Origin of the sequence: Promicromonospora sp. NPDC023805, from assembly GCF_040639635.1 — a bacterium.
Lineage (GTDB): Bacteria > Actinomycetota > Actinomycetes > Actinomycetales > Cellulomonadaceae > Promicromonospora.
In genome coordinates this window covers 1-13,311 of record NZ_JBFAAH010000026.1, presented here as the reverse complement: position 1 = coordinate 13,311, position 13,311 = coordinate 1, and the positions used below count along the sequence as shown (strand labels likewise).

The following is a 13,311-nucleotide window of genomic DNA, read 5'->3' as shown; positions in this document are numbered from 1 at the left end:
AGAGTATCGAACAAGAGTTCGGATTCCCAGAGGTTGGGCAAAAATGAAGATATCGGACATAGATGTCGGGCCGGTATCGTCCGGTGCATGACGCGGAAGCTCTGGGCCTGGATCGCGGGTGGTTTGGCGGTCGCGCTGCTCGGGGCCGCGGTGTGGGGCGGCCTGCTGCCCCGCGACGAGCCCGCTCCTGCGGCAGCCGCTCCGTCGGCGAGCCCGTCGCCGTCGCCGAGCCCCACGCCGACGCCGGCGCCGACCCCCGCCGTCTACTCCCTGCGGTCCCTGCCCAGGCCAGACATCGCCGAGATCCTGCCGCGCGCGCTACCGCAGGCCGAGGTCGGGTCCCTGGAGGACCTGCCCGGTTCGGTGGCGCGGCCGAACGAGTTCCGCATCCCGGTCTGGGCCGCCCCTGACGTGACCGAGGCGCCGGTCCTCGCCCTCGAGTCCCGCTACTACGACGCCGAGGCGCGCTGGCTCGTGCTCGACAGCCGGCCGGGGTGGGTGCAGGTGCTCGTCCCGTACGGGCGCGGCGCCCTGCCGTCGCGCGATGCGGAGCGGGTGAACGGCGCCGCGGGCTGGCTCCGCGGGAGCGACGTCCTGCTGATCCGGGAGAAGCGTTCGGTGCTGGTCGACCTGTCCGACCGCACCGTGACGGTCACGCACGCCGACGGCTCCAGCGACCGGCTCCCGGCGGCGGTCGGCGCGTCCGCCACGCCGACGCCGCTGGGGATCACCCAGGTGTTCACCGTCACGGAGGCGGTGAACACCGGGATGTCGGTGTTCCTGTCGATGCAGAGCGAGACCCTCGACGGGTTCTACGGCACCGACTACGCCGCGACCGCCATCCACGTGGGCGAGGGCCAGGGCCAGGCGGTGAGCAACGGCTGCGTCCGGCTCACAGCCAAGGACTTCGCACGGCTCACCGACCTGGACCCCGGCGTCCCGGTACTGATCAGAACCTGATCCTTCGTCATGGCCCGGCTGGGCACGGCTCCTCCGCCGCCTTGCGGAAGCACCCCACGAAGTGTCCGGGTGTGTACTCGACCAGGCCGACGCCGTCGGGCACGCCGTCGGCGGCCTCCGCCTCCTCGCCCAGGGCCCGGCCCTGTGCGGTGATCGCCTCGTGGTAGAGGCAGCGACCTGCCAGGAGCCTGGTGCGGTCCGCCTCCTCGGCCTCGACCTCGTCCCACGTCCGGTCCAGGTGCGGCACCGAGGCCAGGAGGTCGCGCGTGTAGGGGTGCAGCGGGTCGTCGAAGACGGCGTTCGTCACGCCCCGCTCCACCACCCGCCCCTTGTAGAGGATGACCACGCGGTCGGAGACGTAGTTGCCGAGCGAGAGGTCGTGCGTGACGAACAGGATGCCGAGGCCGCGCGCCTTGAGCTCACCCAGCAGGTTGAGCACGTCGATCCGGGTCGAGGCGTCGAGCATCGAGATGATCTCGTCCGCGACCAGCAGCTCGATGTCGAGGAGCAGGGCCCGCGCGATGAGCAGCCGCTGCAGCTGCCCGCCGGAGAGCTGGTGCGGGAACTTGCCGAGGATGTCGTCCGGCTCGAGCGTCACGGCGGCGAGCGCGTCCTCGAGCCGCGTCCGCCACTCCCCCGACGAGACCTTGGGGAAGTAGGAGCGGCGCAGCGTCTCGAACGTGCGGTCCACCTTGTAGATGGGGTTGAACGACGAGAACGGGTCCTGGAACACACCCTGGACCTTGCGGTAGTAGTCGCGGCGGGCGCGGAAGGAGAGCTTGGTGACGTCCTGCCCGTCGAACGTGATGGTGCCGCCCGAGGAGTCGAGCAGATGGAGCACCAGCTTGCCGATCGTCGACTTGCCGCTGCCCGACTCGCCGATGAGCGACACCACCTCCCCGCGCTGCACGTCGAGGCTCACCTGCCGCACCGCGTGCAGGTCGGAGGTGCCGAAGGTGCCGGTCCGGTAGACCTTGTCGAGGTGGTCGAGGGTCAGCATCAGCTCACCGCCCAGCAGGCGACGTGGTGCCCCGGGGCAACCTCCCGGAACGGTGGCGCCTCTGCGCACCTGTCGTGTGCCAGGGGGCAGCGGGCGCGGAACCGGCAGCCGGCGGGCGGTTCGAGGAGCGACGGCGGCCGCCCCTCGATGCCTTCGAGCTGCTGCTCCTCGTACCGGTCGCCGACCTTGGGCAGCGCCCCGATGAGCATCTTCGTGTAGGGGTGCAGGGGGTCGCTGATGATCGTCCTGGCCGGCGCCTTCTCGGCCAGGTGCCCCGCGTACATGACGAGGATGGTGTCGGCGACCTGGAACAGCACGGAGATGTCGTGCGTGATGACGATCATCGACTTCACGAACCCGTGGTCGCGGAACTCGACGAGCGCCCGGGCCACCGCCTTCTGCGAGGAGACGTCGAGCGCCGACGTCACCTCGTCGCCGATCAGGAGCGACGGGTTCAGCAGCGTGGAGAGCACGAGCACCACACGCTGCTTCATGCCGCCGGACAGCTCGATCGGGTAGCGCTTCAGCACGTCCGGCTCCAGCCCGACGAGCTTGAGGCGCCGCTCGAGCTCGGGCAGCACGTCGGTGTACCGGACGTTGTGCGCCCCGAGGAGGTCCTTGATCATCCGGCCGATCTTGCGGGTCGGGTTCATCGCGGACATCGCGTACTGCGGGATGAGGGACACCTCGCGGTAGCGGTGGCGGCGCATGGCGGCGTCGTCAGCCAGCGGCAGCTCGTCGTCGTCCAGGACCACCGTGCCACCCACGTGCTTCATGCGGGTGTCGAGGCGGATCAGGGCCTTGCCGAGCGTCGTCTTGCCGCAGCCTGACTCGCCGGCCACGCCCATGATCTCGCCGTCCGCCACCTCGAAGGTGACGCCGTCGAGGGCCTTCACATCGCCGCGGCGGGTGCGGTACCAGACCTTGAGGTCGTTCACGGCCAGGGCCATGTCACATCTCCCGCAGCTTGGGGTTGAAGACCTCGTCGAGGCCGACATTCATGATGTAGAGCGAGCCGACGATGAGCGTTATCCCCAGCCCCGGCGGGATGAACCACCACCACAACCCCAGATGGAGCGCGCTCCACTGCACGGCCTGGTTCATCATCAGGCCGAGCGACATCGCGTTGGTGGGCCCGAGCCCGATGAAGTCGAGCGACGCCGCCGTCAGGATCGATCCGCCGAACAGCAGCACGAACGTCATGAAGAGGTAGGAGTACATGTTGGGCGCGACCTCGCGCCGCAGGATCGTGCCCACCCCCACGCCGGACAGCCGGGCCAGGTCGATGAAGTCCCGCGTGCGCAGGGACAAGGTCTGCGAGCGGACGGCGCGCGCCACCCACGGCCAGCTGAAGACGCCGATGTACAGCGCCTGCATCGGGACGCTCCGCACGCCAAGGTAGGCGTTGATGATGATGAGCACCACGAAGCCGGGGATCACGAGCACCACGTTGGTGAGCATGTTCAGCAGCTCGTCGATCAGGCCGCCGCGGTAGCCCGCGACGAACCCGATGGTCATGCCGATGACGGCGGACACGGCGCCGCCCAGCACGCCCACGAGGAACGTGGACCGCAGGCCGGCGACGAACTGCGCGAAGATGTCCTGGCCGAACGTCGTGGTGCCGAACGGAAACTCCGCCGACGGCGGCGCCATGGGCGGCCCCGCGTAGTCCATGGGCGCGTACTTGAGGAACGCCGGCCCGATGAGGCCGAGCAGCAGGAACCCGAGCACCACCACCATGCCGATGATGACCTTGGGGTTGCGCAGCGCGAAGTACAGCGTCTCGCGTGCGTCGCCGCCCGGCTTGCGGCCCACCACGGGGCCGGCCACACCGGGTTCAGCAGCTTCGGTTCCGGGCCCCGCAACGGGCTGTGTCGCCGTCATGCCGTCCCCCCTGTCAGTCCGGTCCTGGTGCGGGGATCAACCAGCACGTAGACGATGTCGATCACGAAGTTGGCGACCAGCACGCCGATCACCACGAACAGCAGGGTGCCCTGCAGCAGGAAGAAGTCCTGGTTCTGGATGGCGGACAGCACGAGCTTGCCGAGACCCGGGTAGGCGAACACGATCTCCGTGACCAGGGCGCCGCCCAGGATGGTGCCCAGCTGCAGCGCCAGGCCCGTGATCTGCGGCAGCTGCGCGTTGCGGAACGCGTACTGCCGGATGAGCCGCTTCGGCGCACCGAGCGCGGCGAGGTAGTTCGCGTAGTCCGACTCGAGCTCGTAGATGATCAGGTTGCGCATGCCGATCGCCCAGCCGCCGAGCGAGACGAGGAAGAGCGACAGGAACGGCAGCACCCAGTGCTGCAACAGGTCGACCGCGAACGACCACGACCACTGCGGCACGAGGCCGAAGTCGTAGCCGCCGGCCACGGGGAACCAGCCGAGCGCCACGCCGAAGCCCCAGGCGAGCAGGATCGCCAGCCACATGTACGGCATCGCCGTGATCAGGTAGCCGACGGGCAGGGCGACGTTGTCCAGCCAACGGCTGCGCGCCGCCATCGCGCCGACGGTGTTGCCGATCACGAAGCTCAGCAGGATGGCCGGGATCATGATGCCGAGCGTGTACGGGACGGCGTCGAGCACCACCTCGCTGACCGGGGTGGGGAACAGCCACACGCTCGTGCCCAGGTCACCGCGGAACAGCGAGCCCCAGTAGTTCAGGTACTGCTGCCAGATCGGTAGGTCCAGACCGAACATGCGCTCGTAGTAGTCGGTCATGGCCACTATCGTCTCGGGGTGCTGGACGGCGGTTCGCGCCACCATCCGCTGGACCGGATCCCCCGGCATGAGCCGGGGGATCAGCCAGTTCAGCGTCACCGCGACGACGAAGGTCAGGCCGTAGACCAGCGTCTTGCGAGCGAGATAGCCGCGCATACGTCAGGAGGCCGGCTCGAGGGCGAGCAGTGTGTTGAGGCCGCCCATCTGCACGTACCCGTTCCACATCACCGGGAAGTACGCGTCCTCGCGCCCCTCCTTGGGCCAGTTGGTCCACTGCGACTCGTTGTACTGAGCCCATGCGCCGTTGTACCAGAGCGGGATCACCGGGAGGTCGGTCATGAACTTCTCCTGGACCTGGGACAGCGTCTCGGAGAACTCCGGTGTGCCGCTCTCGGTCCGGGACAGGTCCTGCACCAGCTCCCAGGCCTCCTCGTCCTCGTACCGGCCGAAGTTGCCCGCCAGCATCTGCTCCTGGACCGGCTGGTAGAACGCGTAGTTGTAGTAGGTCCAGGGCGTGTTGCTGATGCCCGCGTTGCCGTTGATGAGCAGGTCGAAGTCGCCGGTGGCACGGGCGTCGTCGATGGCGCCCGCGTCGGGGAAGTCGGCGGTGACCTTGATGCCTGCGGCGGAGGCGTCCTCAGCGATGACGCGTGCCGCCTCCATCCAGTCGGTCCAGCCGGCCGGGACGATCAGCTTGAGGTCGATCTTCTCGCCGTCGGGCGTCTCGACGAACCCGTCGCCGTCGGTGTCCTCGTAGCCGGCGTCGGCCAGTATCGACTTGGCCTCCTCGGCGTCGAACGTGAAGCCGTGCTCTGCGGCGACGTCCTCGTCGTAGTACTGCTCGAACGCCGGGACCAGACCCGAGGGGTGAGCCTTCTGCACGAGGCCGCCGTAGGCGTTCGAGACGATCTTGTCGACGTCGATCGACCGCGCGAGCGCCTGCCGGAAGTCGACGTCGTCCATCGGTGCGCGCGTCTGGTTCGGGATCAGGTTCGCCGACGCCGCGGCAAGCATGTACGGCTCGCCGTCGTAGTAGGTGCTGACCGAATCCTGGTCCACGAGCGTGTTCACGCCGGGCAGGAAGTTGTTGCTCAGGTCGAGGCTGCCGGACAGCATCAGGCCGAGGGCCACCTCGTTGGAGGTGTTCACGACGTCGACGATGTACTTCATCGGCATCTCGAGGCCGAGCTCGCTCTTGGCCCACCAGTCGTCGTTGCGCTCCCAGACCATGCGGTCCTGCCCCACGGCGGAGAACTTGAACGCGCCCGAGCCGATCGGCTCCTCGTTCGGGTTGGACAGCAGCTCGTCGTCCGACCACTCACCCATGATGTGCTCCGGCACCATCATGGTCGTGTAGAGCCAGTTGTCCCACTCCTGGAAGCGGGGGTCGGAGAAGGTGAACTCGACGGTGGTGGGGCTCGTGGCCTCGGCCTTGTCCAGCCACGTCCACAGGTTGCTCCACGGCACGGCGTCGACCTTGCCGAGCTCCGCGGTGAAGACGACGTCGGCGGCGTCGAGCGCCTCGCCGTCCTGCCAGGTCAGACCCTCACGGAGCGTGAGCTCGTACGTGTCGTCGCCGGTCCACTCGCCGCCCTCGGCGAGCCAGGGCTTCAGCTCGAGGGTGATGGGGTCGAACTGGAACAGCGGCTCGTAGAGCAGGCCGCCCAAGCCGGTGGCGCCACCCGCACCGGGGATCGGGTTCCAGGAGGCGGGCGGACCCCACTGGGTGCCGCTGGTGAAGAGCGTCTCCTCGCGGGGGTACTCGCCGATGAGCTCGGTCGCCGACTCCATCCCCTCGGCGGTCGCGTAGGGGTTGGGCGCGGCGGTGGGCGCGCTCCCACCGCCGCCGCCGCAGCCGGTGAGCAGCAAGCCGGTCACCGCGGCTGTCGCTAGGGCCAACGTGCCCCGAGACCTGGTCTGTCGAAGGAACATCATTGATCCTCTCGTCCACCCGCACGGCCGTCGTGCGGACCCGGTGCGACGTCGCGCCGGGTTTGCTGAGCATCGTTCTGCCCTGATGTGGACCGAGTCAAGGTTTGTCACCTATGTTGCCAAAATGTGACACCGCTGTCGGACGTCGGACTTCGCGCACAGGGCCGGGCGGACGCTAGGCTGTGTCCGCCGGTCCGGGCTCCGCCCGGCGCCGGACGTGCTTCTCCCTCGGGAGAGGCGCGAGCGCCTGTAGCTCAGTGGATAGAGCACCGCTCTCCTAAAGCGGGTGTCGGCAGTTCGAGTCTGCCCAGGCGCACATTCTGGCGAGGACCCCGGGGATCCGTGGACAAACCGTCGCAAAGAAGATTGCATGAGCGCATGGCCGACGGTGTGGAGACCACTGCGTATCTCGTCAACCACTCACGAGCGCGCAGGCCCGACCTCGCCCTGGACCCCTTCGCGGAGTCCTGGATCCCCGGCTCGGAACGGTCGGCGGTCCGCGAGCTGTGGGAGGGCTTCGCCCGCACCGTCTACGAGCACGACGACCTCGTGGTCTCGCTGCGCTGCCGCGCCATATCGGACGCGCTGGAGGAGACGCTGGAAGCCCACCCGGACGCGGTGCTCCTCACCTGTGGTGCCGGCTTCGCGTCCTACCCGTGGCTCTTTCGCTTCACGGACGTCGTCGAGGTCGACCTGCCGGACATGATCGCGGCCAAGTCCGCGCGCGCAGCGGAGCTGCAGGAGCAGGGGGTACTGCCCGAGCGGCGCGTCACCTATCTTGCCGCCGACCTCTCCGACGCGGCCCAGCGCCGCGACGTCATCACCACGACCACCCGGATCGCCGCCGGCCGTCCGGTGGTCTACCTGGCCGAAGGCTTCGTCTTCTACCTTCCGCTCGAGGACTGCCGAGCCACCGTCACGCTCGGTGCCGAGATTCCCCACCTCGAACGGACCGTCGTCACGTACTGGGAGTCCGAGAACCCGGTTCTCGCCCGCCAGCGTAAATGGTTCCAGCAGCAAGGGATCCCGGACGACGCCTCTTATCTGAGCCGGGCAGACCTCGCGGGGCTTCTCGGGACCTCGATCAGCTTCTCCAGCGTCGACGACCTGCAGCGACGCTATCTCGGCTCCGTCGAGATCGAGGAGGCGACCGAGCTCATCCCCGAGCACGTCGCAGTGGCCGACCGGTGAGCTCTGTCCTGCACGTCCAGACCCGCGCCTATCCCCTCCACTTCGGAAACCTGGAGCTGCTCCCGGACAACCTGGAGGTCCCGGGTCACGGGTCCGTCGGGCTGGCGCCGGGCCGGCTGGAGAGCCAGACCTACAACCCCGAACGGTTGGTCGTGCTGGACCTCACAGCGCTGGTGCGGAGCGCGGTACGCCTCCCTGGCGCGACGATCCGCCACTGCCGGGCACGGGTCCTACGGGCAGGAACCGTGCTGCTGACCTACGCGATGACCCACGAGACAGACCTGCGCGCACTGGACACCGTCGCTCTCGACGAGTTCGACGCCGCGGTCAACACCGCCCTGCGGTCCGCCGACGCACAGGTGATCAACGCAATCCTGGACACAGCCGCTTCGAGCGGCCTCCTCGGCAACCCGACGGTCGTCAACACCGGCGGGATCAGCACCGGGATGCCGTCGTCCATCGACCTGCGGGTCGTCCGGTACAACGCGCACTTCATCACGGCCGAGCCACCATGGGAGCGGGATCATCGAGTCCTGCCGATGCCGCTGGGACCCCACTGCAGCATCCTGATGTCCTACACGTACGCCTGGGATCTCGACGCCGACACTCCCTTCGACGACGTCCTGACCGCTCTTGAGCCCGCGGACATCACCGTCGCTCAGATCTCGGTGCTCTTCAGCGCCATGATCGGAAGCCGCCGGATCCTGACCCAGCTCGCCCGGGCGAACACGGGACTCATGGAGGACCACGACTTTCGCCGGTTCCTCGACCAGGTGTGGGCCGAGTTCTACATGCTGGATGCCTATCGGCTCGAGTCGGCGCAGAGCCACCGAGCGACCTACATCGCGGCACTCGCCAACGTCGGGCTTCCCCAGGCACAGCAGAACGCCACCGAGCTGCTGGCCCACGTCAACAGCTCGCTGCGCGCCGAGTCCACCATGAAGACACAGCGCCTCGACGGTCGGCTCAACCGGGTGGCGGCGATGCTGACCGTCGCTGTCGCCGGCAGCTTCACGGTGGACATCATGGCCTACGTCGCCCCGGACGCGCCGGTGGCCATCCGCGTAGCTGTCGTCGCCACCGTCGTGGCGCTGGGGATCGCAACGGTCGTCGCGACCCTGGTGGCACGCGGCAACACCTCGTCGCGACCGGACCAGCTCCGGAAGGAGCGCCGCCTGTTCAGGCGTCGCGTCGCGCGGTCACGCGCTTGACACCCAGGCGGCCGGCTCGGCGAGCACCGCCTGCAGCACCTCGCGCGCCCCGCCCGTGAGCGCCGCCTGCGGCCCGGCCTGCGCGGCGCGGACGTCCAGGTCGACGAACGGCGCGGCGAGGACCCGGTCGGCGAGCACCTCCTCGACGTCGGCCCGGAGCCAGGGCAGCAGCTCGGTGTAGGCGCCGCCCAGCACGATGGTGGAGACGTCGAGCAGGTTGACGAAGTCGGCGAGGGCGGAGCCGAGCGCCCGGCCGGCGGGCAGCGTGGCCATGGCGCTGCCCGCCGCGGCGGGGCCCGCGCCGTCCTGGGTCAGCCGGGTGATGAGCGCGTCGAGCGGGGAGTCCGGCGGCAGCCCCGCCGCGCGCATCATCGCCTCCTTGCCCGCGTACTGCTCCAGGCAGCCGAACGCGCCGCACGAGCAGCGCGGTCCGGCCGGGTCGACGACCACGTGCCCGATCTCGCCGTTCCACCCGCGCTCCCCCAGGAACAGCGCGCGGTCGACGACGATGGCCGCGCCGATGCCGACGTCGCCCGAGACGAAGATGAAGGAGTCGGGTGCCGCGACGTCGGAGCCGCCGGCCAGCTCGGCGAGCGCCGCGAGCTTGGCCTCGTTGGCGATGCGGACCTCGAGGTCGCCGAGCCCCAGCAGCGGGACCGGGTCGAGCGTGGACCAGCCGAGGTTGGGTGCCACCTCGAGGAGCCCGGTGCGCGGGTCGACCAGGCCGGGGAGCGCCAGGCGTGCGCCGGCGACGGTCATGCCGGACGCCGCGACGCCGTCGGACACCTCACGGGCGAGCGCGCCGAGGCGGCCGAGCACCACCGTCGGGTCGCTGTCGTGGAAGGCGCCCGGAACCACGCGCTCGGCGACGACGTCCCCGGTGAGATCGAGCACGCGCGCGCCGAGGTAGTCCACGTTCACCTCGAGCCCGAGGCCGACGACGGAACGGGGTGCCGGGACGAGCGGTACCGCGGGCCGGCCGGCTCGCCCACCGTTCACGGCGGGCAGCTCCCGCACGAGCCCGGCGGCCACCAGCTGGTCCACCAGCGTCGAGACGGTGGCCCGGGCCAGGCCGGTCGCGGCGGCGACGCCGGCGCGCGAAAGTGGTTCGGAGACCTCGAACACCGCGCGCGCGACCAGCTCGAGGTTGCGTTCGCGCAGGGTGTGCTGGCGGGCCGCGCCAGGGCCCGTCCACGTGGTGCTCTCGCGTGCGGTCCCGGCGGTGGTCACGCCTTGACTGTAGCCGAACCTCGCGCAATAGTTCATCCGTACAACAAATGCGGCGCCGCATACCGGGGCCGCCTCGATGAGGAGACCCCGTGAGCGACATCAAGTACTCGTTCGGCCTGTGGACCATCGGCTGGCCCGCTGCCGACCCGTTCGGCACGGCGACGCGACCCGAGCTCGACCCCGCCGAGTCCGTCCGCAAGCTCGCAGACCTCGGCGCCTGGGGCTTCACGTTCCACGACAACGACGTCTTCCCCTTCGGTGCGGACGACGCCGAGCGCCAGAAGCAGATCGACTCCGTCAAGCAGGCCGCCGCTGACACCGGCATGGTTTGCGAGATGGTCACGACCAACACGTTCACGCACCCCGTCTTCAAGGACGGCGCGTTCACCTCGAACAACCGCGACGTGCGCCGCTTCGGCCTGCGCAAGGTGCTGCGCAACGTGGACCTGGCCGCCGACATGGGCGCCTCCACGTTCGTCATGTGGGGTGGCCGCGAGGGCACCGAGTACGACAACTCGAAGGACCTCAACGCGGCGCACGCGCGCTACGCCGAGGGCATCGACACGGTCGCCTCGTACATCAAGGAGAAGGGCTACGGGCTCAAGATCGCCCTGGAGCCCAAGCCCAACGAGCCGCGCGGCGACATCTTCCTGCCGACGATCGGTCACGCCATCGCGCTGATCGACTCGCTCGACAACGGCGACATCGTCGGCCTCAACCCGGAGACCGGCCACGAGCAGATGGCAGGCCTCAACTACACCCACGGCATCGCCCTGGCGCTGCACCTGGGCAAGCTGTTCCACATCGACCTGAACGGCCAGCACGGGCCGCGCTACGACCAGGACCTCGTGTTCGGTCACGGCGACCTGCTGTCCGCGTTCTTCACGGTCGACCTGCTGGAGAACGGCTTCCCGAACGGCGGACCCCGCTACGAGGGCCCGCGCCACTTCGACTACAAGCCGTCGCGCACCGAGTACCTCGACGGCGTGTGGGAGTCGGCCAAGGCCAACATGGAGACCTACGACATGCTCGCGGCCAAGGCCGCCGCATACCGTGCCGACTCCGAGGTGCAGGCCGCGTTCGAGCACGCCGGCATCTTCGAGCTGGGTCAGTCGACCCTCGCCGAGGGCGAGACGTTCGACTCGTTCCTGGCCGAGGCCGACCCCGACGTCGACGCACTGGCCGAGAAGGACTACGGCCTGGTCCGCCTCCACCAGCTCGCGCTGAAGCACCTGATCGGCTGACGCTCCGGTCGTGGTCCGGCCTCATCGGCCGGCCACCCTCTTCGAGGCCTAAGTTCCTTCGCTCTCGGCGCGCTCAGAGCGAAGGAACTTAGGCCTCGAAGGGGGCTAGCTCGAACTGCGGCGCGCGGTAGCGTGGCCAGCCGCGTCCCCTTCCCTCATCTCCTGGAGCATCGATGCCCCTCGTCGCCGGCGTGGACACGTCCACGCAGTCCTGCAAGATCGTCGTGCGCGACGCCGAGACCGGAGCGCTGGTCCGCACCGGTTCCGCCAAGCACCCGGACGGCACGGAGGTGGACCCGCGGCACTGGTGGGACGCCTTCCAGGAGGCGGCCGCCGCGGCGGGCGGCCTGGCCGACGTCGCAGCGCTCTCCGTGGGCGGTCAGCAGCACGGCATGGTCGTGCTCGACGCCGACGGCAACGTCATCCGGCCAGCGCTGCTGTGGAACGACAACCGCTCCGCGCCGTCGGCCGAGACCCTGATCACCGAGCTGGGCAACGGGGATCGCGAAGCGGGTGCGCAGGCGTGGGCCGACGCCGTCGGCTCCGTGCTCGTCGCGTCCCTCACCATCACCAAGCTGCGCTGGCTGCACGACAACGAGCCGGAGAACGCGGCGCGCGTCGCCGCGGTGGCGCTCCCCCACGACTGGCTGTCCTGGCGCATCGCGGGCTACGGCCCCGCCGGTGACCCCACGGCCCCGCTGGGCCCGCAGCTGGACAAGCTCTTCACCGACCGGTCGGACGCGTCGGGCACCGGGTACTACGACGCCTCCACCGGCCAGTACCGACCTGACCTGCTGGAACGTGCCATAGGGCGGACCGACGTCGCGCTGCCGCGCGTGGTCGGCGTGGCCGAGGCGGGCGCCGTCGCGCATCCGGACGTCGCGGGCTCGGCGGTCGATGGCGGGGCCCTCATCGGGCCCGGAGCAGGCGACAACGCGGGCGCGTCCCTGGGGCTCGGCATGACGCCGGGCGACATCGCGATCTCGATCGGCACGTCGGGCGTGGTCTCCGCCGTCGCGCCGAAGCGCACCGCCGACGGCTCGGGCGCGATCAACGGCTTCGCCGACGCGACGGGGAACGCCCTCATGCTCGCCGTCACCCTGAACGCGGCGCGCGTCGTGGACGCCGCCCGCGAGGTGCTCGACGTCGACTTCGACACGCTGGCCGAGCTCGCGCTGCAGGCCCCGCCCGGTTCGGACGGCCTCGTGCTCGTGCCGTACCTGGAGGGCGAGCGAACGCCCAACCGGCCCTCCGCTACGGGCACGCTGCACGGCATCCGCCTGGCGACGTCGACCCGCGCGCACCTCGCCCGGGCCTATATCGAGGGCATGCTCTGCGGGCTCGCGGACGGTCTCGACGCCCTGCGCGCGCAGGGCGTCTCGGTGGACCGCGTGATGCTGATCGGCGGCGCTGCGCAGTCGCCGGCCGTGCAGCAGATCGCCCCGCAGGTCTTCGGGCTGCCGATCGGCATCCCCGAGCCCGGCGAGTACGTGGCCGACGGCGCCGCGCGCCAGGCCGCCTGGACTCTTGCGTCCGCGGGCGATCCGGAGGCCGCTGCTCCGGCGTGGTCCACGACGATCGCCACGACCCTTGACGCCGACCCGAAGCCAGTGATCCGCGAGCAGTACGCCGCGGTCCGCGACCTGGTCTGACTGCAGAACGCGACCCCGCCAGGGTGGTCGAGCCGGCCGGAGAACTAGTACGTCTGCGGGGTGTGTTGCGCAGCGTCTCGGCCAGGAGTTCCCGTCCGTGTCGCACTCCAAGCTCCGCTTCCTCGAGGAGCAGGGCCTGATCGAGCCGGTGCGCACGCCGTCGGGCTACCG

General features: G+C 69.8%; 11 protein-coding genes, 1 tRNA gene and 1 pseudogene. 7 read left to right on the top strand and 6 right to left on the bottom strand.

Going from position 1 to position 13,311, the window contains the following annotated elements; all coding sequences use genetic code 11:
• Positions 1 to 87: 87 nt before the first annotated feature.
• Positions 88 to 960 (top strand): L,D-transpeptidase, encoded by an 873-nt coding sequence (locus AB0F70_RS21920; protein ID WP_357453264.1) that lies wholly within the window; start codon positions 88 to 90, stop codon positions 958 to 960.
• Positions 961 to 967: 7 nt separating this feature from the next.
• Here the strand turns inward: AB0F70_RS21920 and AB0F70_RS21915 are convergent, their stop codons facing one another.
• The 5 genes from AB0F70_RS21915 to AB0F70_RS21895 are packed head-to-tail and all read right to left on the bottom strand — an operon-like array spanning position 968 to position 6,558.
• Positions 968 to 1,960, bottom strand: a complete 993-nt coding sequence (locus AB0F70_RS21915; RefSeq protein WP_357453261.1) for an ABC transporter ATP-binding protein — start codon at positions 1,958 to 1,960, stop codon at positions 968 to 970.
• Positions 1,960 to 2,910, bottom strand: a complete 951-nt coding sequence (locus tag AB0F70_RS21910; RefSeq protein WP_357453258.1) for an ABC transporter ATP-binding protein — start codon at positions 2,908 to 2,910, stop codon at positions 1,960 to 1,962. Before AB0F70_RS21910 ends, AB0F70_RS21915 begins: the two co-directional genes overlap by 1 nt.
• A 1-nt stretch (position 2,911) precedes the next feature.
• Positions 2,912 to 3,844: an ABC transporter permease gene (locus AB0F70_RS21905; protein ID WP_357453255.1), complete on the bottom strand. Its 933-nt coding sequence runs from the start codon at positions 3,842 to 3,844 to the stop codon at positions 2,912 to 2,914.
• Positions 3,841 to 4,836, bottom strand: coding sequence for an ABC transporter permease (locus AB0F70_RS21900; protein WP_357453251.1), 996 nt, complete (start codon positions 4,834 to 4,836; stop codon positions 3,841 to 3,843). The genes AB0F70_RS21905 and AB0F70_RS21900 overlap by 4 nt, the downstream gene beginning before the upstream one ends.
• 3 nt (positions 4,837 to 4,839) lie before the next feature.
• Positions 4,840 to 6,558 carry an ABC transporter substrate-binding protein gene (locus AB0F70_RS21895; protein WP_357453248.1) on the bottom strand — a complete coding sequence of 573 codons (1,719 nt, stop codon included), beginning with the start codon at positions 6,556 to 6,558 and terminating at the stop codon, positions 4,840 to 4,842.
• Positions 6,559 to 6,855: 297 nt separating this feature from the next.
• Between AB0F70_RS21895 and AB0F70_RS21890 the strand changes: the two genes are divergently transcribed.
• The 3 genes from AB0F70_RS21890 to AB0F70_RS21880 all read left to right on the top strand — a co-directional run bounded on the left by AB0F70_RS21890 (position 6,856) and on the right by AB0F70_RS21880 (position 9,014).
• Positions 6,856 to 6,928 (top strand) — tRNA-Arg (locus AB0F70_RS21890).
• A 62-nt stretch (positions 6,929 to 6,990) separates the two neighbouring features.
• On the top strand, positions 6,991 to 7,803 hold the full coding sequence (locus tag AB0F70_RS21885) for a class I SAM-dependent methyltransferase (protein WP_357453245.1): 813 nt from the start codon (positions 6,991 to 6,993) through the stop codon (positions 7,801 to 7,803).
• Positions 7,800 to 9,014: a hypothetical protein gene (locus AB0F70_RS21880; protein WP_357453242.1), complete on the top strand. Its 1,215-nt coding sequence runs from the start codon at positions 7,800 to 7,802 to the stop codon at positions 9,012 to 9,014. The genes AB0F70_RS21885 and AB0F70_RS21880 overlap by 4 nt, the downstream gene beginning before the upstream one ends.
• Here AB0F70_RS21880 and AB0F70_RS21875 read toward each other — a convergent pair.
• The gene (locus tag AB0F70_RS21875; protein ID WP_357453239.1) at positions 9,003 to 10,244 is read right to left on the bottom strand and encodes an ROK family transcriptional regulator; all 1,242 of its coding nucleotides are present in this window, start codon (positions 10,242 to 10,244) and stop codon (positions 9,003 to 9,005) included. The two genes, AB0F70_RS21880 and AB0F70_RS21875, sit on opposite strands and share 12 nt — an antisense overlap.
• Before the next feature lie 89 nt (positions 10,245 to 10,333).
• Between AB0F70_RS21875 and xylA the strand changes: the two genes are divergently transcribed.
• From xylA to AB0F70_RS21860, 3 genes and pseudogenes are all read left to right on the top strand, one after another.
• A complete protein-coding gene (gene xylA / locus AB0F70_RS21870; RefSeq protein WP_357453236.1) occupies positions 10,334 to 11,488 on the top strand; it encodes a xylose isomerase in 1,155 nt (384 codons plus the stop codon).
• Positions 11,489 to 11,661: 173 nt separating this feature from the next.
• Positions 11,662 to 13,140, top strand: coding sequence for a xylulokinase (gene xylB / locus AB0F70_RS21865; protein WP_357453233.1), 1,479 nt, complete (start codon positions 11,662 to 11,664; stop codon positions 13,138 to 13,140).
• A gap of 76 nt (positions 13,141 to 13,216) precedes the next feature.
• Positions 13,217 to 13,311, top strand: a pseudogene (locus tag AB0F70_RS21860) (MerR family transcriptional regulator); the annotation flags it as partial.

Coding starts and splice junctions, on each gene's coding strand:
- AB0F70_RS21905 (WP_357453255.1), bottom strand. CDS start 3,844: ATGACGGCGACACAGCCCGTTGCGGGGCCCGGAACCGAAGCTGCTGAA.
- AB0F70_RS21910 (WP_357453258.1), bottom strand. CDS start 2,910: ATGGCCCTGGCCGTGAACGACCTCAAGGTCTGGTACCGCACCCGCCGC.
- AB0F70_RS21900 (WP_357453251.1), bottom strand. CDS start 4,836: ATGCGCGGCTATCTCGCTCGCAAGACGCTGGTCTACGGCCTGACCTTC.
- AB0F70_RS21885 (WP_357453245.1), top strand. CDS start 6,991: ATGGCCGACGGTGTGGAGACCACTGCGTATCTCGTCAACCACTCACGA.
- AB0F70_RS21920 (WP_357453264.1), top strand. CDS start 88: ATGACGCGGAAGCTCTGGGCCTGGATCGCGGGTGGTTTGGCGGTCGCG.
- xylB (WP_357453233.1), top strand. CDS start 11,662: ATGCCCCTCGTCGCCGGCGTGGACACGTCCACGCAGTCCTGCAAGATC.
- AB0F70_RS21915 (WP_357453261.1), bottom strand. CDS start 1,960: ATGCTGACCCTCGACCACCTCGACAAGGTCTACCGGACCGGCACCTTC.